This window comes from Streptacidiphilus sp. P02-A3a (genome assembly GCF_014084105.1).
Classification (GTDB): Bacteria; Actinomycetota; Actinomycetes; order Streptomycetales; family Streptomycetaceae; genus Streptacidiphilus.
This window is the reverse complement of record NZ_CP048289.1, coordinates 5110013-5132624: the sequence shown is the minus strand read 5'-3', so window position 1 is coordinate 5132624 and position 22612 is coordinate 5110013. Positions and strand designations below refer to the sequence as shown.

The following is a 22612-nucleotide window of genomic DNA, read 5'->3' as shown; positions in this document are numbered from 1 at the left end:
CACCGGGCACAACCGCGCGGGACGGCCGACCGCTGGGTCGCCCCCGGTGAACGGGCCTGGGCACAGGACCAGCCGGCCTGGGGGTCTTCCAGGTCCCGCAGAGCGAGGTACCGTTCCTGCCCGAGGACGTGGACGGCCTGGAGTTCCCGCTGCTGCACGGCAACGCCGAACAGGTGCCCCTTCCGGACGTCGGCTTCGACCTCGCCGTCAGCGAGTACGGCGCGGCGATCCGGTGCGACCCCTACGCCTGGATCCCGGAAGCGGCCCGGCTGCTGCGCCCCGGGACTGGGCCGGGCGCTGGCCGGTCGAGGAGGTCTGGAAGGCCCGCCGGAGCAGCCGCTGAGCGGTTCCGCTATTCGGCCGTCGGCTTCGGTGCCCGGTCGAGGAACTGCTCGCGGTCGACGACCGCCCGGTCGATCTCGCCCTCGGCCACGACCCTCCCGGAGCCGTCGGTCGCCCGGACGGTGAAGGTGAGGCGGTCGCCCGAGGTGGCCGACGGCTCGGCGGCCACCTCGACCCAGCCGCCCACCCGGGTCGGCCGCCGGTGCTGGACCCGGACCGCGGTGCCGACGGTCGTCTGGCTGGCCGCCCTGAGCAGGGGCGCGGCGGACGCCACGGTCGCCGCCTCCAGCCAGGCGATCAGCCGCGGGGTAGCCAGCACCGGCACATCACCGCTGCCCAACGCGGACGCCGTATCGGCTTCGGTCACCTCGTAGCGCATTCCGCCAGGCTACCCGCCGAGGCGGGCTCGCGCCGAACGGGACCCGGCCGACCGGCCGACCGGGCCCCGGCGGGGACGGTTCAGGTCGACTTGGCGGTGGACAGCGGGGTGGCGATGGACTCCAGGGACTGGCCCTCGGCGTCGACACCGAGGAAGACCTCGACCACCGCGCCGACGATCATCACTCCCGCGCCGATGAGGTAGCCGATGAACAGCTTGAAGTGGTCGTGCCCGTCACCGATCAGCTGCCCGTAGAGCCAGGGGCCGAAGGCGCCGAAGGACTGGGCGATGACGAAGAAGAACGCGATGGCCTTGGCCCGCACCTCCACCGGGAAGATCTCGCTGACGGTGAGGTAGGCCGCGCTGGCCCCGGCCGAGGCGAAGAAGAAGATGACGCACCAGCAGACCGTCTGGGTGAACGCGTTCAGCAGCCCGGCCTTGAACAGGAACGCGCTGACGGCCAGCAGGACACCGGACAGGAAGTAGGTCCCGGAGATCATCTTCCGGCGGCCGATGGTGTCGAACAGGCGGCCGATGGTGAGTGGGCCGATCAGGTTCCCCAGCGCGAAGAAGAGGAAGTAGTAGCCGGTGTCGCCGGTGGCGACCCCGTAGATCTTGGTCAGCACCAGGGTGTAGGTGAAGAAGATGGCGTTGTAGAGGAACGACTGAGTGATCATCAGGGAGGCTCCCAGCACCGAGCGGCCGGGATAGCGCGAGAACAGGGTCCGGGCCAGGGTGACGAAGCCGATGCTGCCGGCCGCGGTGACGGTGATGGCCTGGGACTCGTCCACCCGGTGGAGCGTGCCGCCGCTGGCCTCGACGCTGCGCTCGATCTGCTGGACGGCGGCCTCCGCCTCGTCCACCCTGCCGTGCATCAGCAGCCAGCGCGGGCTCTCCGGGAGGTTCTTGCGGACGAAGAGGACGAAGAAGCCCAGGATCGGGCCGAAGAGGAAGGCCAGCCGCCAGGAGTAGCTGCTCGGCAGGTTGTTCACCACGGACAGGGTGAGCACGGTGGCCAGCAGCGCCCCGCCCCAGTAGGTGCCGTTGATGGCGATGTCCACCCGGCCGCGGTAGCGGGCCGGGATCAGTTCGTCGATGGCGGAGTTGATCGCGGCGTACTCGCCGCCGATGCCCATGCCCGCGATGAAGCGGGTGGCGTCCAGCCACAGCACCCAGCCCGGGGAGTGCCCGGCGGTGCACGCGGTCAGCGCTCCGCCCGCCAGGTAGACGCCCAGGGTGATCAGGAACAGGTTGCGCCGTCCCCACCGGTCCGACAGCCACCCGAAGAACAGGGCACCGGCCACCTCGCCCAGGAGGTACACGGTACCGACCGAGAAGGCCACCGAGCCGGACGACAGGTTCAGGGTGTCCTTCTGGGTCAGGATGCTGGTGACGTTGCTGGCGACGGTGATCTCCAGCCCGTCGAGCACCCAGGCCACGCCCAGCGCGATCACCATCTGGGTGTGGAAGCGCGACCACCCGAGCCGGTCGAGACGCGCCGGGATCAGACTGCTGAAGGCCCCGCCGGTGGCGGAGCCCGAGGCGGTCGGCCCGGCGTCGTCACCCCAGGACGCCACTCTCGGGGGCTTGGGCATCAGGCACCTCCGGCTCATCGCACGTCGCCGGTCCCTGGATCCGGGCCCGCTGTCGACGCTCCTGCTGATCCGCGTGTTCCCGTGAACAGCTGATCCACTCCCCGGGGCGGAGCCACCGCCGCCGAGCCGGGAGAACGCCGTACTGGGGTCTGCTCACCCACCCTCCCGTCCGGTCGCGGGCAGTGCCAACCGCAGCCGCGCCCGCTGCCCGCGCACGGGGGTACCGGCTGCCCCGCCGTCCCCGGGCGGACCGGATGCGAGAATAGATGGAATCCGGGGTGCATGGATGTTCCGGACCGGGGTAGACGGGGCCTCAGGTTCAGGACGTCGAGTTGGGCGGACCGGTCCGGCAGGGTGTCGGCCGCCGCCAGGGAGGAACGCGATGAGCAGCAGCGCAGGTGTCGTGTCGGTGGATGTCGAGGCCGTCGTCGAGGCCGATGTCGAGGCATGCCAGGAGGTCGGGCGGCTGTGGCCCGCGGGGGTTGTCGCGGACCCGGCCGCGGTCGGTCCGGCGGACGCCCGGGCGATCTCCAAGGTGCTGTTCGCGCGCCTGGCGGCGCTGGAGGAGGGGACGCACGAGTACCAGTACGTGCGGAACACCCTGGTCGAGATGAACCTGACCCTGGTGCGGTTCGCCGCCGGGCGGTTCCGCAACCGCAGCGAGCCGATGGAGGACATCGTCCAGGTCGGGACGATCGGGCTGATCAAGGCCATCGACCGGTTCGACCCCGAGCGCGGGATCGAGTTCCCGACGTTCGCGCTGCCCACCATCGTCGGCGAGATGAAGCGCTTCTTCCGGGACACCAGCTGGGCTGTCCATGTGCCGCGCCGGTTGCAGGAGTTGCGGTTGACCTTGGCCCGGGCCACCGACGACCTGGCGCAGCGGCTGGACCGCGCGCCGACCTCGGCCGAGCTGGCGGCGCACCTGGGGCTGACGGTGGAGGAGGTCAGCGAGGGGCTGGTGGCGGCCAACGGCTACGCGGTCAGCTCGCTGGACGCCCAGCCGGGCGACGACGAGAGCGACTCGGGCGGCTCCCTGGTGGAGCGGGTCGGCGCGCTGGACCCGGGCCTGGAGGGGATCGAGAACCTGGAGTCCCTCAAGCCGCTGGTCGCCCAGCTCCCCGAGCGTGAACGTATGATCCTCTCGTTGCGTTTCGGTGCGGAGCTGACCCAGTCCCAGATCGGCGCGGAGCTGGGCATCTCGCAGATGCACGTCTCGCGGCTGCTGGCCAAGGCGGTGGGGGCGCTGCGCACCGGCCTGCTGGTGGACCAGTGAGCCCGGCCCGGGGCCGTACCCTGGCTGTGCGGCGGTCGCCGCGTGGCGTCAGCTGGAAGAGTGAGCGTGAAGAGTAGAGCGGAAGGACGGATATGAACCGTGCGAGCGCGGCGGCGGAGCCCCCCGCCACCAGTGGGTTCACCGTGAGCAGCCGCCGGGTGGGAGCCAGTGTCGTCCTCGCGGTGGTGGGGGAGTTGGACCTCGACTCCGCCCCGGCGCTGACCTCGGAGCTCACGGCGGCCCTGGGCGAGCCGGAGATCGAACTGATCGTGGTCGACTGCGAGGGCATGTCGTTCTGCGACTCCACCGGTCTGAACGCGCTGCTGGCGGCGAGGCTCCGGGCCGAGGGGCAGGGGTCGGCGATCCGCCTGGCCGCTGTTCCGACGGCCACCAGCCGGATGTTCGGCATCACCGGGGCGGACACCGTGTTCCAGGTCTACCCTGACGTTGAATCGGCCCTGGGTGCGGCATGAACGAATACTGGCCTTCTGGCATCAATTGTCCGGTTCCGGGCAGGGGATCGGTGACTGGCGAGACACCTGTCGCTGCCGCACCCTCAGTGAAGTGAGTCGCGATGAGCATCCCCGACACGCGTCCGCCGCTGGGCGGACTGCCCGAAGGCGGCCAGATCCGTCGCTTGGCCCTGGTCGGCGCCAAGGGCGCGGTAGGGCGCTGCCGTGACTTCACCCGGCAGGCGCTGCAGGACTGGCAGTGGCTGCCGGGAGTGACCGACGAACAGCAGGCGGTGGCCGAGGACGTGCTGCTGCTGGTCTCCGAACTGGTCACCAACGCCAATCTGCACGCGGGTGGCGCCGTCGAGCTGCTGCTGCACGGCACCCGGGAGCGGCTGCGGGTGGAGGTCAGTGACGAGAGCCGACAGGAGCCCGTCCCGCGCAAGCCGTACCAGGCCGCGCGCCCCGGCGGCCACGGCCTGCAGATCATCGCCCGGCTCTCCACCGCCTGGGGCACCCAGCCGCGGCCCACCGGCAAGTCCGTGTGGATCGAGGTGGCCACCCCCTGAGGCGCGAGCCGTCGCCGATCAGCGCGACGGAAACGTCCGCGCGCCCTTGGGTCCCGCCCGTGCCCGGTATCCTCAGCGGAGGACTGGGATGCCGTGTTTCAGTGCATACGTACGGCGAGGGCGGGCATGGGCGACACGACCACCGGAGACACGCACGGGGTTGCGCACGGCGAGGTCGCCGGCAGCCCGGTGGGTGTGGGTGAATCGGAGCTGCGGCAGTTGCTGGCGGGACTGACCGCCGTGCGCGACGGGGACTTCGGCACCCGGCTGCCCGGAGACGGCGAGGGACTGCTCGGCGAGATCGCCACGGTCTTCAACGGCATGGTCGACCAGCTGTCGCTGTTCACCTCCGAGGTGACCCGGGTGGCCCGGGAGGTCGGCACCGAGGGCAGGCTCGGCGGCCAGGCCCAGGTCACCGGCGTCTCCGGCACCTGGGCCGACCTCACCGACTCGGTGAACGCGATGGCCGGGAACCTCACCAGCCAGGTCCGCGACATCGCCCAGGTGGCCACGGCGGTGGCCCGGGGCGACCTGTCGCAGAAGATCGACGTGGACGCGCGCGGCGAGATCCTGGAGCTGAAGAGCACCGTCAACACCATGGTCGACCAGCTGTCGGCGTTCGCCGACGAGGTGACCCGGGTGGCCCGCGAGGTCGGCAGCGAGGGACGGCTCGGCGGCCAGGCCCAGGTGCCGGGCGTGGGCGGGGTGTGGCGGGACCTGACCGACTCGGTCAACTTCATGGCGGGCAACCTCACCGACCAGGTCCGCAACATCGCCCAGGTGACCACGGCGGTGGCCAAGGGCGACCTGTCGCAGAAGATCACCGTGGACGCGCGCGGCGAGATCCTGGAACTCAAGAACACCATCAACACCATGGTCGACCAGCTGTCCGCGTTCGCCGACGAGGTGACCCGGGTCGCCCGCGAGGTCGGCACCGAGGGGGCCCTCGGCGGCCAGGCCCAGGTACCGGGCGTCGGCGGCACCTGGCGGGACCTGACCGACTCGGTCAACTCCATGGCGGGCAACCTCACCGCCCAGGTGCGCTCCATCGCCCAGGTCGCCACCGCCGTCGCCCGCGGCGACCTGTCGCAGAAGATCACCGTGAACGCCCGGGGCGAGATCCTGGAGCTGAAGACCACCATCAACACCATGGTCGACCAGCTGTCCGCCTTCGGTGACGAGGTGACCCGGGTGGCCCGGGAGGTCGGCACCGAGGGCATGCTCGGCGGCCAGGCCCGGGTGCCCAACGTGGCCGGGACCTGGAAGGACCTCACCGACAACGTCAACTCCATGGCCAACAACCTGACCAACCAGGTCCGCAACATCGCCCAGGTGACCACCGCCGTCGCCAAGGGCGACCTGACCCGCAAGATCGACGTCGACGCCCGGGGCGAGATCCTGGAGCTGAAGACCACCATCAACACCATGGTCGACCAGCTGTCGGCGTTCGCCGCCGAGGTGACCCGGGTGGCGCGGGAGGTCGGCAGCGAGGGCCGCCTCGGCGGCCAGGCCGAGGTCGAGGGGATCTCCGGCACCTGGAAGCGGCTCACCGAGAACGTCAACGAACTCGCCGGGAACCTGACCCGGCAGGTCCGGGCGATCGCCGAGGTCACCAGCGCCGTGGCCGAGGGCGACCTGACCCGCTCGATCACGGTCGACGCCTCCGGCGAGGTGGCGGACCTCAAGGACAACATCAACTCCATGGTGGAGTCGCTGCGGGAGACCACCCGTGCCAACCACGACCAGGACTGGCTCAAGTCCAACCTGGCCCGGATCTCCGGCCTGATGCAGGGACGCCGGGATCTGGCGCTGGTCGCGGAGCTCATCATGGACGAACTCGCGCCCCTGGTCTCCGCCCAGTACGGGGCGTTCTACCTGGCCGAGATGAACGAGGCCGAGGGCAGCGTCGACCTGCGCCTGTTCGGTTCCTACGGCCACCCCGGCGAGGGCGTCGGCGACGGGCGGCCGCAGCGCTTCCGGCCCGGCCAGACCCTGGTCGGCCAGGCCGCGCGGAGCAGGCGCACGATCGAGGTCGAGAACGTCCCGGCGGACTACGTCACCATCGGCTCCGGCATCGGCCGGACCGCGCCCACCAGCCTGATCCTGCTGCCGATCATGGTGGAGGAGCAGGTGCTCGGTGTGATCGAGCTGGCCTCGGTCAACCGGTTCACCGCGGTCCACCGCGACTTCCTGGAACAGCTGATGGAGACCATCGGCGTCAACGTCAACACCGTCGTCGCCAACGCCCGCACCGACGAACTGCTGGGTGAGTCCCAGCGGTTGGCAGCGGAACTGCAGGCACGCTCGGAGGAGCTCCAGAACCAGCAGGAGGAGTTGCAGCACTCCAACGCCGAACTGGAGGACAAGGCCGCGCTGTTGGCGGCCCAGAACCGCGACATCGAGGCGAAGAACCTGGAGATCGAGCAGGCCCGCCAGGAACTGGAGGCCCGCGCCCACCAGTTGTCGCTGGCGTCGACGTACAAGTCGGAGTTCCTGGCCAACATGAGCCACGAACTGCGGACCCCGCTCAACAGCCTGCTGATCCTGGCCCAGCTGCTGGCGCAGAACCCGACCCGCAACCTGACGGCCAAGCAGGTCGAGTACGCCGGGGTGATCCACTCCGCCGGGTCCGACCTGCTACAGCTGATCAACGACATCCTCGACCTGTCCAAGGTCGAGGCGGGGAAGATGGACGTCACCCCCGAACGCGTTCCGCTGCGGCAGCTGATCGACTACGCCGAGGCCACCTTTAGGCCGCTGACCATGCAGAAGAGCCTCGACTTCCGGGTGACCACCACCCGCGGCGTGGCCACCGAGCTGCTGACCGACGAGTCGCGGCTGCGTCAGGTGCTGCGCAACCTGCTGTCGAACGCGGTGAAGTTCACCGAGTCCGGCGGCGTCGAACTGCACATCGAACCGGCGGACCCGGACCGGCTGCCGGAACGGGTCAGGCGCAACGGCCCGGCGCTGTCCTTCCGGGTCAGCGACACCGGCATCGGCATCGCCGAGGAGCAGTTGGAGTCCATCTTCGGCGCCTTCCAGCAGGCGGACGGCACCACCAGCCGCAAGTACGGCGGCACCGGCCTCGGCCTGTCCATCAGCCGGGAGCTGGCCCAACTCCTGGGCGGCTCCATCACCGCCGAGAGCGTCCCCGGCGAGGGCAGCGTCTTCACCCTCTACCTGCCGCTGGCCAGGCCGGAGTTCGAGTCCCAGCCCACCGGCGAGGCCGGTCCCGCCGGTGACCTCCACGGCGGCGCCGAGGCGGCGGTCATCGTCCCGGCCCAGAAGCGCCGACTGCTGGTGGTCGAGGAGCGACCGCGCGGCCTGCTCTCGCTGGTGGCCGAGAGCGCCGTGGCCGACCTCAGCGCCGGTCGTGACCCGCACGGGGCGCGGCACCGGGTCGAGGTGGTCTCGGTGCCCGGGGGCGCGGAGGCCGCGGCGGCGCTCGCGTCCGAGTCCTGCCACTGCGTGGTGCTGGAACTCGACATGCCGCAGGACGCGGCGTTCGACTTCCTCGCCGCCATGGACGGAGACACGGCCCTGCGCGGCGTGCCGGTGCTGGCGCACAACACCCGGCGGCTGGACACCGCGCGGGAGCGGGCGCTGCAGGCCAGGGCGGCGGCCCAGCCACTGGAGCTGCTGCCCAGCCTGGACGAGCTGCGCGAGCGGATCGCGCTGCACCTCAGCGTCGAGCGGCCGGGGGACGTCGTCCCGCTGGTACGCGTCCAGAGCGGCACCCGGTCCACCCCCGACCAGGTCGACGGCAGCCTGGCCGGACGCAAGGTCCTGGTCGTCGACGACGACCCGCGCAACGTCTTCGCCCTCAGCGGGATCCTCGAACTGCACGGTATGCGGGTCCTGCACGCCGAGAACGGCAGCACCGGGATGGACCTGCTGGCCCGCCACCCCGACGTCGAGCTGATCCTGATGGACGTGATGATGCCGGAGATGGACGGCTACGCCGCCACCGCCGCCATCCGCGCCATCCCGCGGCACGCGACGCTGCCGATCATCGCGGTGACCGCCAAGGCCATGCCCGGGGACCGCGAGAAGAGCCTGGCGTCCGGGGCGAGCGACTACGTCACCAAGCCGGTGGACGCCCACGCCCTGATCGCCTGCATGCGGCGCTGGCTGGAGGTCTAGGGTGTGTCTCCAGCCCAGCGCTCCGGCCGCACGGCGTTGATCACGAGGGTTCCATCCACCGGCAGAAGTCTCCAAGGAGCCAGCTCCCATGCCCACCCGACCCGGTGAGCCGATCGACCCCGACCGCCCCGGCGCCGCCCCGCCCCGCCCCCGGTCCGAACCCCAGCCCGGATCCCGGTCCGAATCCCAGCCGGAGTCCGAGTCCGAATCCGAATCCGGGGACGCCCTGGGGCGCCTGGCGGTGACCGTCGCCCGGCTGCGCCGCCAGGTGGAGGAGGCGCACGCCGCCGCGGGCGGCCGGGCCCTGGTCGAGCTGGCCAAGGGCGTCCTGGTCGAGCGCCTGCACTGCGGACCGTACGCGGCCGGACGGCAGCTGGAGCTGCTCGCCGAGACCTCCGGCGTCTCGCAGCTGGAACTCGCCGCCGACATCGTCAACCAGGCCGCCCAGGACGAGCTGAGCGCGATCACCGGACAACTGCTCGCGGCCTCCGACAGCAGGCAGCCCGCCCCGGACCTCACCCACCTGCGCACCGCGGAGAGCGGCATCCTCGCGGCGCGGGACACCCAGGCGGTCGCCGACTCGCTGCTGCGCTACGCCCTGGCCCCGCTGGACGCCACCGCGGTCGCGGTCTGGGCCGCCGGCTCCGACGGCTCGCTGCGGCTGGCGGGCAGCGCGGGCTTCGCCGAGGCCGAGGCCGCCCGCTGGCACTACGTCCCACCGGGCGTCGCCACCCTGGCCCGCCGGGCCCTGGACGAACGCCGGACCCGGTGGACCCGCACCCTCGCCGAGTCCAGGCTGCCCAGCATCGGCGGCCGGACGACCCAGCAGGCCGGGCGGGTGGTGGTCCCGGCCGGTACCGGCGGCCGGTTGCTGGGCGCCCTGGAGATCAGCTGGCCCGGCCCGCTGCCGCCGCAGACCCCGCAGATCCAGCGCCAGATCGAGGCCCTCGCGGAGCTCTGCGGCCACACCCTGGACAGCCACCAGCCGCGGGAGCGCGCTCCCGGCCCGTCGCCGCTGGTGGAACTGGTCGACGGACTGTGGGACCCGGCCATGGTCCTCCAGCCGGAACTCGACGCCGACGGCGCGGTCCGCGACTTCCGCATCCACCACCTCAACAGCCACGTCGCCGACCTGGCCGGGCGCTCGCACGCGGCGCTGACCGGCTGCTCGCTGCTTGAGGCCTACCCGATGAGCGCCCAGGTCGGCGGCGTCTTCGAGAAGCTGGAGCACGTCCACGCCACCGGCGAGCCGTTCCGGGCCCGGCGGATGGCCGTCACCACGCTGGTCGACCAGGTCCCGCTGACCGTCTTCGGCAGAGTCAGCATCACCCGCCACGGCCACGAGCTGGCGCTCACCTGGCGGGTCGACGACGAGGCCACCCGCCTGGCCGACCTGCTCCAGCACGCCCAACGCCTGGGACGCATCGGGGGGTTCGAGGAGAACCTGCGGACCGGCGAGATCATCTGGAACAGCCAGCTGTTCGACCTGTGCGGGCTGCTCCCCACCGACGCGCCGGTGCCGGTCTCCCAGCTCGCGCAGCACGCCCACCCGGACGACGCGACCGCCCTGGGACGCTTCCTGCGGACCCTGCTGCACCACCGGCGTCCGGCCTCCACCGCCTTCCGGATGCAGCGCGCGGACGGCACCGCGCGCTACATCCGGGTCGTCGCCGAGCCCATCCTGGGCGCCCGGGAGGAACTGCTGGCGGTACGCGGTGCCTTCCAGGACGTCTCCTCCCAGCACTGGACCGAGGTGGCGCTCGCGGCCACCCGGGACCAGCTCGCGCACAGCGAGAAGCAGGCCGTCGAGCAGAACCGGCTCACCCTGCAGCTCCAGCACGCCATCATGCCGCCGACCACCGGCCCGATCGACACCCTCGGGCTGCACATCGCGGTGCGCTACCGCCCGGCCGAGAAGGACCACATGGTCGGCGGGGACTGGTACGACATCGTCACCCTCCCGTCCGGGCAGGTGATGCTCTCGGTCGGCGACATCGCCGGTCACGGCATCGAGGCCGCCACCTCGATGGTGGTGCTGCGCAACGCCCTGCGCGGCCTGGCCGCGACCGGCGCGGGTCCCGGGGCGCTGCTGGGCTGGCTGAACACGGTCGCCCACTTCCTCACCGACAACGTCACCGCCACCGCGGTCTGCGCCCTGTACGACCCGGCGACCCGGATCCTGCGCTGGGCCCGCGCGGGCCACCTGCCCCCGGTACTGGTCCGCCAGGGCCGGGCCCAGGCGCTGCCGATGGTGAAGGGCATCCTGCTGGGCGCGGTGGGCGAGGCCCAGTACGAGGAGGGCGACGTGCAGCTGGAGCCGGACGACACGCTGCTGATCTACACCGACGGCCTGATCGAGCAGCGCGACCGGTCGGTCCAGAGCTCCCTGGACCAGCTGCTGGCGACCGCGCAGCGCAGCACCACCACCCTCGACGACCGACTGGACTACCTGCTCACCCACAGCAGCGCCGACACCGACGACGACACCTGCGTGATCGGCATCCAACTCGCGCCGACCCCCGAGGGGGATAGTTTCGATTGGCAGGTTTCACCGGCCCAGGACGGGTAGACGTCCGGTGCGGCCGGGCCGGGCCCCTACCCCCCGGGGGTCCCCCGGAGCCGCACCGGAAGGGCCCCGGCTTCCCCCCGCCGAGGGCCCTTCCGCACCCCGGAGGGGAACAACTCGTCGCATCCGGAAGGGTCTTGCGTGTGTTGAGGGCAGTGCTGGCGGCTGACTGCCGGGTACGGGACCGGGAGGTCCATCGCTCATGGTGCGGGACACGGGGAGTGCGCATGGAAGACCGGACGCCGTTCCCCGCGCGGCGCGCCGTCCACCCGCTCAGCGGCGGCCCCGGGACCGTCGCCGCCGCTCGCGGGCACGCGCAGGAGTTCTTCGCGCGGTGCCTCCCGGCCCTCACCCCGGCCGCCATGGACGACGCGCTGCTGCTGGTCAGCGAGCTGGTGACGAACGCGGTCCGGCACGCTCCCGGCCCCTGCGCGCTGCTGCTGACGGACGACCGGCAGCGGCTGACCGTGACCGTCAGCGACACCAGCGACGCCGTGCCGGTCGGACGCCCCGGGGACCTGGAGGCCGGTACCGGCGGGTTCGGCTGGCAGCTGCTGCACCGACTGGCGCAGCGGGTGGCGGTCCAGGTGCACGAGGGCGGCGGCAAGTCCGTCACCGCGGTCCTGATCCCGGACACCGTCCGTACCGACGGCACCGTCCGCACCATCCGCACCGATCGGTCGGCGAACAGCTGAGTCGGCGGCCGGGGAGTGGGTACGCGCGCTGGAATGAAGACCACCGACAGGAAGTTCTCCGGCCGGGCCGTGGCCCGCAGGATCCGCCCGAGCGGGATCCGGGTCCGCAAGGCAGTGCTGACCACCTCGCTGGCACTGATCGGACTGGCCGTGTCCACGCACTACGGCGGGCTGCTCGGCGAACCCGGCCCGCACCATCCGCTGGCCGACCGGGCGGTGGCGGGCGCCAGCGCGGTGGTCTTCCTGGTCTGCGCGCTGGTCGCGGTCCGGGGCGCGACCGAGGACCTGGTGTCGCTGGTGCCCGGCCGGTTCGGCGACACCAGGGTCACCACGCTGCGGATGCTGTGCCTGCTGACCGGCTACGCCATGGTCGTGCTCGGTTCGCTGAGCCTGCTGCACGTGCCGTGGAGCAAGCTGATCCTCGGCGGAGCGCTCACCGGCGTCATCGTCGGCATCGCCGCCCAGCCGGTGCTGGGCAACATCTTCGCCGGACTGGTGCTGCTGACCGCGCGTCCGTTCCACATCGCGGAGGACGTCACAATCCGGGCCGGCGCCCTGGGCGGCGCCGTGCAGGGCAGGGTCACCGACATGACCCTGCTGTTCGTGCAGCTGCGCACCTCGGACGGGACGGTGCTGCTGCCGAACAGCGCGGTGCTGAGCGCCGCGATCGCGCCCGCCGACCGTCCCGGCGCCGCGGGCCGGGGCGCCGCCGCGACTCGCGAAGAGCCGGGATCCACTGAACCATAGGACTCACACAGACAGGAGCGGAGCATGTCCGACAAATATGTATGGCGGGTCGTGGTGACCGACGCGGAGGGCCAGCGGGAGCCGTCGGCCGCCGAGGCGCTGCCCAATCCCTACGTCTCGGACGAGCCTGCCCAGCACGTCGCCGAACGGGTGCTGTCGCTGGTCGTGCCCGGTTACGCGGCGCGGGAGCCGGCCGCCACCGCGGTCGAGGTCGGGGTCTGGCTGGGGCGGCAGCAGGGCGACCCGATCGCGGTGGCGGAATGGCACCACGGTCCCTGACGGTAGAGGACGGCGGACCGCGCCGGACGGATCGTGCATGGGATGCCCGAACCGGGGGATACGGCCAGAACGAGGGCCGCTTCCCATCGGGCGGCGGCACCGACGAGGCAGGTTGACCCATCTCGGGAGGGACCATGCACATGGTTGTGACGGCGACCGAACAGGCGACCGAACGCGTGACCGACCAGGCCGAGGGCGTGGCGGAGCACGTCGACTACTTCCCCGGCCTGGACCTGTCGGTCCCGGGCAAGGCGTCGCCGACCGACGCCCGGGCCATGTCCAAGGTGCTGTTCGCCCGGATGACGGAACTTGAGGAGGGGACCCACGAGTACCAGTACGTGCGCAACACCCTGATCGAGTTGAACATGGCGCTGGTGCGGTTCGCCGCGGGCCGGTTCCGCAACCGCAGCGAGCCGATGGAGGACATGGTCCAGGTCGGCACCATCGGCCTGATCAAGGCCATCGACCGGTTCGACCCCGACCGGGGGATCGAGTTCACCACCTTCGCGCTGCCCACCATCACCGGCGAGATCAAGCGGTTCTTCCGCGACACCAGCTGGGCCGTGCACGTGCCGCGCCGACTGCAGGAGCTGCGGCTGGTGCTGGCCCGGGCGAACGACGGCCTGGAGCAGGTGATCGGGCGCCCGCCGACGGCGCAGGAGCTCGCCGAGCACCTGGACCTGCCGGTGGACGAGGTCCGCGAGGGCATGGTCGCGGCCAACGGCTACACCCCCAGCTCGCTGGACGCGCAGGCGCTGAGCGGGGAGTCGCGGGACGAGGAGTCCGGGTTCCTGGCCCGCCTCGGCAAGGTCGACCCGGGCATCGAGCAGACGGAGAACCTGATCTGCCTCAAGCCGCTGATCGCGGACCTGCCCGAGCGCGACCGCCGCATCCTGTCGATGCGCTTCGGCGCGGAGATGACCCAGACCGAGATCGGCGCCGAGCTGGGCATCTCCCAGATGCACGTCTCCCGGCTGCTCAACCGGGCGCTGGCGGAACTGCGCACCGGCCTGCTCGCCGAGCGCTGACCGCGCCGGGCCCGCGCCGTCGCCGGGGGACGGCGGGCGTGGCTGCCGGGATCGGAACCCGACTGCGGCTAGCGTCGTCGGATGCAGACCGCCAGGCAGATCCGGCCCGGACGTCCCTATCCGCTGGGAGCCGCGTACGACGGCCCGGGTACCAACTTCGCGCTGTTCTCCGAGGTCGCCGACAAGGTCGAGCTGGCGCTGGTCGCCGCCGACGGCTCGGAGCGGCTGGTCGCCCTGACCGAGGTCGACGACTTCGTCTGGCACGGCTACCTGCCCGGCGTCGGACCGGGTCAGCACTACGGCTTCCGGGTGCACGGCCCCCACCAGCCGGAGCGGGGCCACCGCTGCGACCCGACCAGGCTGCTGCTCGACCCCTACGCCAAGGCGGTCGACGGCCAGGTGGACATGCTGTCGGTGGTGGTCGACACCGCCTTCGACTGGGGTGACGACGTCGCGCCGGACCGCCCGTACCACGAGACGGTGATCTACGAGGCGCACGTGCGGGGGCTGACCCGGACCCACCCGGGACTGCCCGAGGAGATCCGCGGCAGCTACGCCGGGATGGGCCACCCGGCGGTCGTCGAGCACCTGACCTCGCTCGGGGTCACCGCGGTCGAGCTGATGCCGGTGCACCAGTTCACCCAGGACGGCTTCCTGCGGGAGCGCGGCCTGTCCAACTACTGGGGCTACAACAGCATCGGCTTCTTCGCCCCGCACAACGGCTACGCCTCGACCGGCACCCGGGGCGAGCAGGTGGGCGAGTTCAAGTCGATGGTCAAGGCGCTGCACGCGGCCGGGATCGAGGTCATCCTCGACGTCGTGTTCAACCACACCGCCGAGGGCAGCGACCTCGGGCCGACCCTGTGCTTCCGAGGCATCGACAACGCCGCCTACTACCGGCTGGTGGACGGGGACCCGGCGCACTACTACGACACCACCGGTACCGGGAACAGCCTGCTGATGCGGCACCCGGCGGTGCTGCAACTGATCATGGACTCGCTGCGCTACTGGGTCCAGGAGATGCACGTCGACGGGTTCCGCTTCGACCTGGCGGCCACCCTCGCCCGGCAGTTCCACGAGGTGGACCGGCTGTCGGCGTTCTTCGACCTGGTCCAGCAGGATCCGGTGGTCAGCCGCGTCAAGCTGATCGCCGAGCCCTGGGACCTGGGGGAGGGCGGCTACCAGGTGGGCAACTTCCCACCGCTGTGGACCGAGTGGAACGGCAGGTTCCGGGACGCCGTGCGCGGCTTCTGGCTCGGCGAGGAGGCCACCCTGCCGGAGTTCGCCTCCCGGCTGTCCGGCTCCTCCGACCTCTACCAGCACGACCGGCGCCGCCCCCTGGCCAGCGTCAACTTCGTCACCGCGCACGACGGCCTCACCCTGCGCGACCTGGTCTCCTACAACGGCAAGCACAACGAGGCCAACGGCGAGGACAACCGGGACGGCACCGACGACAACCGCTCCTGGAACTGCGGCGCCGAAGGCGGGACCGACGATCCGGACGTGCTGCGGCTGCGTGCCCGCCAGCAGCGCAACCTGCTGGCCACGCTCCTGCTCTCGCAGGGCGTCCCGATGCTGGCGCACGGGGACGAACTCGGCCGCACCCAGCGGGGCAACAACAACGCCTACTGCCAGGACAACGAGCTGTCCTGGGTGGACTGGTCGCTCGACCCGGAGCAGCGCCGGCTCCTGGAGTTCACCCGCGACCTGGTCCGGCTGCGCCGGGACCATCCGGTGCTGCGGCGCAGGCGCTTCTTCAAGGGCCCGGACGGCGCCGGGCTCGGCGAGCTGGTCTGGTTCCGGCCCGACGGCAAGCCCATGCAGGACAGCAACTGGGACTGGGACGAGGCCCGCGCGGTCACGGTCTTCCTCAACGGCGAGGCGATCACCGAGCCCGGGACCAGAGGCCAGCGGATCGTCGACGACTCCTTCCTGATCCTGCTGAACGGCCACGACGAACCGTTGTGGTTCAGCGTCCCGGGCCGCCGCTACGGCTCCGCCTGGACCGTGGCGGTGGACACCGCGATGGCGGCCGAAGACCGCGACGAGACCGAGTTCAAGGCCGAGGGCCGGGTGCTGCTGGAAGCCCGCAGCACCCTGGTCCTGATCCGCCCCCCGCTCGGAGACGGGAGCGCCTGAGCCCTTCCGCTACGGCTGGGCGTCGATCCAGGCGTCGATCCAGGCGTCGACCCGGGCCCACTGGGCCCGCAGCCAGTCGGCCCGCTGCTCCGTCCCGGCCGGGACCTCCTCCGCGGTGACCCGCCACCAGGTCGCCCGGACGGTCCGCCGCAGCGGCACGCCCCGGTACAGCGTCCGGACCGAGACCATGTCGTCCAGTCCGGTGTGGGCCACGAACACCACGTCGGCGCCGGAGGCCGAGGCCAGGGCGGCCAGCGTCCCGTCGGTCCTCGGCGGCAGCACGTGGCGCAGCCGCTCGGTCTTCGCGGCCTCGCGGGCCCGTCCGTGGCGCCGAAGCCAGCGGATCGCCCGCTGCCTGCGGTGTTCGGTGAAGTTCCCGCCCTCGGGGAAGAGGACCAGCGCGTCCCCGGGGCCCATGTCGGCGGCCAGCTCGCCGATCTCCCCGGCGGTGCGGTGCGGCGCCGCGTCCGGCGGCACGTAGCAGTGCGGGACCCTACCGAGCAGGACGTCCAGGCAGGGATCCAGCCGCAGCGCCCGCTTGAGGACCACCCGCGGCCGCAGTCCGGCATGCGTGATCAACGAGTGGACCAGCAGGAACGAGTCCCCGGGACCGGCGTGCCGGGCGAGCACCAGCAGCGGTCGGCCGGGGCCCTCGGTGGCCGGGGGCGGCGGGCCGGTCACCTCGACCCGCAGCCCGAACACCGGTACCGCCGCCCGGCACAGGAAGGCCAGCAGCGAACCGAGCCGGGCGTAGGCACGGGCCTGCCGACCGGCGCGCGGGCCGAGCAGGTCCAGCGCCGCCAGACCCAGCCCCACCAGCTCGGCCAGCAGGTAGAGCAGCAGGAAACCGCTCAGCCGGACCGGCCGCCAGCCGCCGCGGCGCAGCAGCGACACCGGGCCGGTGAGCACCAGGCAGAGGGCGAAGAGCGCCCCCGCGACCGGGGTCAGCACGAGCAGGGCGGGGAAGGTGGCCAGTCGGCGGGCGGCCGCGGGAACGCCGTCCGCGCTCACCGCTCGGGATCCGGCGGCGTCGCCGGGTCCAGCGACTCCAGGTAGGCCCGGGAGGCCCGGTGGGCGCGCTCGATGCGTTCCCCGGCGGTGCCGAAGTCCCGGTAGCGCAGCTGCCGGGCCGCACTCACCCGCTGCCCGGGGTCGGCCCCGGTCGGCAGCACGTGGACGGTGACGTCGTCCGGCAGGTCCTCCATGTCCCTGGCGAAACGGTGCCTGCGGGCGATCTCGAAGCAGACCGAGGCGACCTCCCAGGGCTGCCGGGGGGCCGTCAGCGGCTGCTCGATCCGGCCCACCTGGAGCACGAACACGGTACGGGCGCCCAGGGCGACGGCCCGGCCGACCGGGATGCTGTTGACCAGGCCGCCGTCGAGGAAGTGCTCGTCGCCGATGCGCACCGGCGGCAGCAGCCCCGGAACGGCCGCCGAGGCCAGGATCGCCGGAACCAGCGGGCCGCTGCTGAACCAGTGCTCGGCCGAGCGTTCGACGCAGGCGGCGACGCACTGGTAGGGGACCGCGAGGTCCTCGATGTCGGGGCTCCCCAGATCCCGCTCCAGCAGGGTGCGCAGCGGGCCGTCGGAGTAGAGGGAGGTACGGTTGCGGACGGCGCTGCCGACCCGGTCGACCAGCGATCCGGCGAAGACCCCGGACCGGCCCATCCCACGCCACAGGCTGCCCAGCCGCTCCACCGCGCGCGGAGTGGGGTCGGCGGCGACCAGCGCCCCGTTGATCGCGCCGACCGATGTGCCGACCACCAGGTCGGGCTTGATCCCGGCCTCCAGCAGGGCCTGGAGCATGCCCACCTCGTGGGCCCCCAGCGCACCGCCGCCGCCGAGGACGAAGGCGCAGCCCCGGCGGGCGGTCGTCGCGGTCACGGTCACGGCCCGTCGTAGTAGCGGCGCTCCTCCACCACTTCCTCACCGCCGGGGCGGCGGCCCGGGAAGCGGTTCCGGTAGATGCTGGCGTAGGTGGCCAGCCCCAGGAGTCCGGCTGCCATCAGGATCACCCCCACGATGTGAATGTTCATCCCGGCCAGGTGCCAGTTGACACCGAAGGTCGCGATGGCGCCTGCCGCGATCACGATGATGCAGCCGCCGATTCCCATGGTCCTGCCTTCCGTCGTGGTTGGTGGGACAGCCCACGCGGTGGGTGTCGCCAGTGGGGCGACTTGCCGGGATACGGCCGCTCAAACCGGAACCGGCCCCGGCGGCACCGGTGTCAGGCAGCGGCCCCCGGTGCCCGCTCGGCGGCGTCGAGGCGGGCCTTGCCGGCGATGTTGCGGGCCATGCCGCCGAAGACGACGGAGTGGAACGGGGCGACGCTCCACCAGTACAGGTGCCCGGCCAGGCCGCGCGGGTGGAACAGGGCCAGCTGGCGGTAGCGGGCGCCGCCGCCCGCCGTCGGCCGCACGCTCAGCTCCAGCCACGCCAGCCCCGGCAGCCGCATCTCGGCGCGCAGCCGCAGCAGCCGCCCGGGCACGATCTCCTCCACCCGCCAGAAGTCGAGCGAGTCGCCGACCCGCAGCCGGTCGCGGTCGCGCCGCCCGCGGCGCAGCCCGACGCCGCCCACCAACCGGTCCATCCACCCGCGAACCGCCCAGGCCAGCGGGAACGAGTACCAGCCGTGTTCACCGCCGATGCCCTCGACCACCGTCCACAGGGCCTGCGGCGACGCGTCCACCGACAGCTCCCGCAGATCCTGGTACAGGCTGCCGCCCGCCCACTGCGGGTCGCTGGGCAGCGGGTCGCTGGGCGCGCCGGGCAGCGCCGCCGAGGACCACCGGGTCTCCACCCGGGCCTGCCGGATCCGCGACAGCGCCAGGGCCACGGCCTCGTCGAAGCCGATCAGGCCGCCCTCCGGATCGGGGGCGTACGCGCTGATGTCGTGCTCCGCGCAGACCACCTCGTACCGCAGCGACTCGACCAGCGGCCGGGCGATGGTGCTGGGGACCGGTGTCACCAGCCCCACCCAGTGGCTCGACAGGGACGGTGTCAGCACCGGCACCGACACCACGATCCGGCGCGGCAGCCCCGCCACCGCCGCGTAGCGCAGCATCATCTGACGGTACGTCAGCACATCGGGGCCGCCGATGTCGAAGCTGCGGTTGACCTCCGGCGGCATCACCGCCGAGGACACCAGGTAGCGCAGCACGTCCCGCACCGCGATCGGCTGGATCCGGGTGTCGACCCAGCTGGGGGTGACCATCACCGGCAACCGCTCGGTCAGGTACCGCAGCATCTCGAACGAGGCCGAGCCCGAGCCCAGGACCACCGCCGCGCGCAGTTCCGCCGTGGGCACGCCGCTGTCCCGCAGGATCCGCCCGACCTCGGCCCGGGAGCGCAGGTGCGCGGACAGCTCCGCGTCGGCCACGCCACGCGGGACCAGGCCGCCGAGGTAGACGATCCGGCGGACGCCGGCGGCGGCCGCGGCGGCGGCGAACGCCCGGGCCGCGTCGGCGTCCGTCCGCTCGAAACCCGCCCCGGTGCCCAGCGCGTGCACCAGGTAGTAGGCGACATCCACCCCGTCGAAGCCGCCGACCAGGCTCGGCGGGTCGGTCACGTCCCCCCGCACCCGCTCCACCCGGTCGGCCCACGGCTGGTCGCGCAGCCTGCCCGGATCGCGCAGCAGGCACCGCACCGAGGCCCCGGACGCGAGCAGGACCGGTACCAGGCGGCCTCCGATGTAGCCGGTCGCGCCGGTGACCAGGCACCGCAGTCCGCTGAGGTCGGGGGAGCCCACCTCCCCCTCGACGTCTGCCCGTGCTGTGGTCACCGCTGCTCCCTGGGGTCGGGCGTCGGCGTCGGGAGGTCCGCGGGTCCCCGCGCTGACGCCCCTCCATCGTCCCCCGGAGCGGCTACCGCCGCAGCCCGTACCCGGCCGCTACCGGGGCGGACCACCCCGCTGCGGCGGCACGGCCGCGGCGCCGACCACGCGCAGCGCCAGCCGCATGGTGTGCGTCGGCTCGGTGCTCCGGCACTCCCAGTGGACATCGGCGACGGTGAGGTCGGTGTCCTCACCGAGCCAGTCGGCCGCCGCCCGCAGCAGCGCCGTCGCGTCGTTCGCGGCGAGGACCAGGGTGTCGTCGTCCTCCACGGTCACCCACAGGTCGACGTGGTTGTTGACGAAGGAGCTCGCGCGCTCGCGCAGCTCCTCGGCCAAGGTCGAACCATCTCGTTCGCTGGTCAGTGGATCCTCCCCAGGCTTGCTTCGGATGTCTCCGCCGGGCCCCTGCCCGGTTCGGCGTCGGCTACACCGTCCCGGCCGCTCGCGGCGCGGACGAGGCGGTCCAGGGTGCGGGCGTCGCCGAGCAGGGGAGCATCGAACTCCCGGGAACCGGTGCGGGCGGCGTCCAGCACGCGGCCCAGGAAGAGCCGCATGCTGTCGGCGGGGGGCACCGAGCGGACCCGCTGCCCCCCGTCGTCGCGGACCGTCACCCTCGTCGCCAGGTCCGGCGGCATCGAGAAGGGGCGCTCGACCTCGACGACGGCATGCCCGCCCGCCAGTTGGAGGGTGTTCTGGTAGGCGCTGGTGAACCCGAAATGGCCCACGACGGTCCGCCCCCCGGGGTACCGGGCCAGCGCGCTGTAGGACAGGTCGAGGCCGTCCGCGGTCCGGTCCCGCACCATCACGCCGACCTGCTCGGGCCGCTGACCCCAGAGCACCCGCCCCAGGGAGGCGAGGTACGGGCCGGTGTCGCGGAGCGCGCCGCCGCCCCGCGCGCGGTCGTGACGGAAGTCGTCCGCCGGTACCGGGGGAGTGAACACGGCCACCGCCGTGGTGGCCTCCGCCGCGAGTTCCCTGACGACGGCGAACATCGGGTGGAACGCGTAGCAGCCGGCCTCGGCGAGCACCAGCGAGGAGCGCCTGGCCAGTTCCACCATCCTGGCGGCGACCGGGACGTCCGGCAGCGCCGGCTTGTCGACCACCACCTGCCAGCCCAGCCGCAGCGCCTGCTCGACCGCGTCCGCGTGCTCGCTGTTGACCAGCGACACGTAGGCCAGGCCCGGCGCCCGCGCCCGCAGCGCGCGGCGCCAGTCGGCGTGCAGGCCACGGAGCTTCGGGGTTCCGGCCACGTCGACCACGGTGGCGTGGCGGCTGGCGATGTCGACCGCGGTGATCTCGGGCATCGCCGCGGCGGCGGGCAGCACCCGGCGCCGGGCGAAGCGCGACAGTCCGATCAGGAGCAGTTCCATGGCTCGTGGCGCTCCCTCAGCCGGGTCCGTAGATCCGCTCGGCCACGGCCAGCTTCGCCGCGCGCAGCTCGGTCAACCGCTCGGGGCGGTAGCCGCCGGAGGCGGGGCGCTCGGGGATCTCCAGCCGCTGGAGCAGCCGCCAGCGGGAGCCGCCGTCGATCAGCGACCGGTGCTTGGGCCCGTAGTAGTCGGCCCGCACCATCAGCGCCAGGCCGTGGGCTCCCGCGGCGGCGGCCACCAGGTGCGGATGGAAGCGGGTGCTGATCCAGCACTGGCCGGGGCGGGCGGGCAGGCCGTGCCTGAGCACCTCGTCCATCGGGTACCGGCGGGCGTCGGGCAGCAGTCTCCCGGCCGCCGCCAGCACCTCCGCGTCCTTGTCCGGGGAGCACTCCAGCAGGCCCACGTCCGTCACCCGCCACGCGCGCAGCACCTCGGCCACGAAGCGGACCGTCTCCTCGGCCGCGCCCTCGCTCTCGGCCAGCAGCGACTGCACGCTCACCATGACCTCCGGCAGCTGCTCGTCGGTGCGCAGCAGGTGCGGGCCGAAGCCGAGGAACACGTCGTCGCAGTGGTCACCGGAGGGAGCCAGCCCGGCGAACTCCGCCGAGGGCGCGTCCCGCACGTCGACCACGTCCAGGCGCTTGATCAGCGACCGGGTCACCCCGCCGCCGTCGGCGGGCGGCCACAGGCCCTGGCCGGTCATCGCGGTCCGGGCGCCGGACGACTCGGCCGCGGTGGTGATGCCCGCCAGCAGCCCGGCGAAGGCCGGCCAGATGGCGTTGAGGTAGCCGCCGCCGAGCAGGTGCACCACCCGGGCGCGGCGCAGCACCCCGATCCCGTCCGCCAGCCCCGGAGCCGCGCGCGGGTCACGCACCACGCTCTCCACCCAGGCGCAGCTGACCGCCGGGTCCCGGTCGGACCAGTGGCGGAGGCAGAGCTGCCAGAGCACGCTGGTGAACCGCGCCCGCGGGTGGAGACCGCCCAGGTGCCCGGCCGCGGTCTCGGGATAGAGGCAGTCCACCACCACGTCCACGTCGGGAGCCACGTGGGCCAGGTGCCGCAGCCAGGTACCGGCGATGAGTTCGTCGCCGTAGTTGGGAATGCCCGCCGGGCAGACGAGGTAGTGGACCGGGTGTTCGCTGCTGGTCATCAAATCCCGCCGCAGATCGTGTGGTTCCCCGTGCTTCTGACTGTTCGGACG

General features: G+C 72.6%; 19 protein-coding genes. 10 read left to right on the top strand and 9 right to left on the bottom strand.

Annotation, left to right across the window (positions count from 1 at the left end):
• Positions 1-352 precede the first annotated feature (352 nt).
• Complete coding sequence (locus tag GXP74_RS22465) at positions 353-721, bottom strand: thioesterase family protein (RefSeq protein ID WP_182453043.1); 369 nt, start codon at positions 719-721, stop codon at positions 353-355.
• 80 nt (positions 722-801) lie between these two features.
• Positions 802-2316 (bottom strand): MFS transporter, encoded by a 1515-nt coding sequence (locus tag GXP74_RS22460; RefSeq protein ID WP_182453042.1) that lies wholly within the window; start codon positions 2314-2316, stop codon positions 802-804.
• Positions 2317-2698: 382 nt separating this feature from the next.
• On the opposite strand from GXP74_RS22460, the gene GXP74_RS22455 reads away from it, so the two are divergent.
• The 10 genes from GXP74_RS22455 to glgX all read left to right on the top strand — a co-directional run bounded on the left by GXP74_RS22455 (position 2699) and on the right by glgX (position 16210).
• Positions 2699-3592, top strand: coding sequence for an RNA polymerase sigma factor SigF (locus GXP74_RS22455; RefSeq protein ID WP_182453041.1), 894 nt, complete (start codon positions 2699-2701; stop codon positions 3590-3592).
• 92 nt (positions 3593-3684) lie between these two features.
• Positions 3685-4065, top strand: a complete 381-nt coding sequence (locus tag GXP74_RS22450; protein WP_182453040.1) for an STAS domain-containing protein — start codon at positions 3685-3687, stop codon at positions 4063-4065.
• A gap of 101 nt (positions 4066-4166) precedes the next feature.
• Positions 4167-4613 (top strand): ATP-binding protein, encoded by a 447-nt coding sequence (locus GXP74_RS22445; protein WP_182453039.1) that lies wholly within the window; start codon positions 4167-4169, stop codon positions 4611-4613.
• 126 nt (positions 4614-4739) lie between these two features.
• Positions 4740-8756, top strand: a complete 4017-nt coding sequence (locus tag GXP74_RS22440; RefSeq protein WP_182453038.1) for a HAMP domain-containing protein — start codon at positions 4740-4742, stop codon at positions 8754-8756.
• Positions 8757-8844: 88 nt separating this feature from the next.
• On the top strand, positions 8845-11325 hold the full coding sequence (locus GXP74_RS22435; protein WP_182453037.1) for a SpoIIE family protein phosphatase: 2481 nt from the start codon (positions 8845-8847) through the stop codon (positions 11323-11325).
• Positions 11326-11549: 224 nt separating this feature from the next.
• A complete protein-coding gene (locus GXP74_RS22430) occupies positions 11550-12017 on the top strand; it encodes an ATP-binding protein (RefSeq protein WP_182453036.1) in 468 nt (155 codons plus the stop codon).
• A 33-nt stretch (positions 12018-12050) separates the two neighbouring features.
• Complete coding sequence (locus GXP74_RS22425) at positions 12051-12764, top strand: mechanosensitive ion channel domain-containing protein (RefSeq protein ID WP_182453035.1); 714 nt, start codon at positions 12051-12053, stop codon at positions 12762-12764.
• 24 nt (positions 12765-12788) lie between these two features.
• A complete protein-coding gene (locus GXP74_RS22420) occupies positions 12789-13043 on the top strand; it encodes a hypothetical protein (RefSeq protein ID WP_182453034.1) in 255 nt (84 codons plus the stop codon).
• 140 nt (positions 13044-13183) lie between these two features.
• Positions 13184-14071: an RNA polymerase sigma factor SigF gene (locus GXP74_RS22415; protein ID WP_182456571.1), complete on the top strand. Its 888-nt coding sequence runs from the start codon at positions 13184-13186 to the stop codon at positions 14069-14071.
• Between the two features lie 81 nt (positions 14072-14152).
• Positions 14153-16210 carry a glycogen debranching protein GlgX gene (glgX, locus tag GXP74_RS22410; RefSeq protein ID WP_182453033.1) on the top strand — a complete coding sequence of 686 codons (2058 nt, stop codon included), beginning with the start codon at positions 14153-14155 and terminating at the stop codon, positions 16208-16210.
• Between the two features lie 9 nt (positions 16211-16219).
• Here the strand turns inward: glgX and GXP74_RS22405 are convergent, their stop codons facing one another.
• The 7 genes from GXP74_RS22405 to GXP74_RS22375 form a co-directional block, all read right to left on the bottom strand.
• Positions 16220-17221, bottom strand: coding sequence for a 1-acyl-sn-glycerol-3-phosphate acyltransferase (locus GXP74_RS22405; RefSeq protein ID WP_182453032.1), 1002 nt, complete (start codon positions 17219-17221; stop codon positions 16220-16222).
• Positions 17218-18099, bottom strand: a complete 882-nt coding sequence (locus tag GXP74_RS22400) for a patatin-like phospholipase family protein (protein ID WP_225448113.1) — start codon at positions 18097-18099, stop codon at positions 17218-17220. Before GXP74_RS22400 ends, GXP74_RS22405 begins: the two co-directional genes overlap by 4 nt.
• The gene (locus GXP74_RS22395) at positions 18096-18323 is read right to left on the bottom strand and encodes a hypothetical protein (RefSeq protein ID WP_182453031.1); all 228 of its coding nucleotides are present in this window, start codon (positions 18321-18323) and stop codon (positions 18096-18098) included. The genes GXP74_RS22400 and GXP74_RS22395 overlap by 4 nt, the downstream gene beginning before the upstream one ends.
• 113 nt (positions 18324-18436) lie before the next feature.
• Positions 18437-19990 carry an SDR family oxidoreductase gene (locus GXP74_RS22390; protein WP_225448112.1) on the bottom strand — a complete coding sequence of 518 codons (1554 nt, stop codon included), beginning with the start codon at positions 19988-19990 and terminating at the stop codon, positions 18437-18439.
• 108 nt (positions 19991-20098) lie between these two features.
• On the bottom strand, positions 20099-20377 hold the full coding sequence (locus GXP74_RS22385; protein WP_182453030.1) for a hypothetical protein: 279 nt from the start codon (positions 20375-20377) through the stop codon (positions 20099-20101).
• Between the two features lie 23 nt (positions 20378-20400).
• Positions 20401-21411 (bottom strand): Gfo/Idh/MocA family protein, encoded by a 1011-nt coding sequence (locus tag GXP74_RS22380; protein WP_182453029.1) that lies wholly within the window; start codon positions 21409-21411, stop codon positions 20401-20403.
• A gap of 16 nt (positions 21412-21427) precedes the next feature.
• Positions 21428-22561 (bottom strand): polysaccharide pyruvyl transferase family protein, encoded by a 1134-nt coding sequence (locus tag GXP74_RS22375; protein WP_182453028.1) that lies wholly within the window; start codon positions 22559-22561, stop codon positions 21428-21430.
• Positions 22562-22612 lie beyond the last annotated feature (51 nt).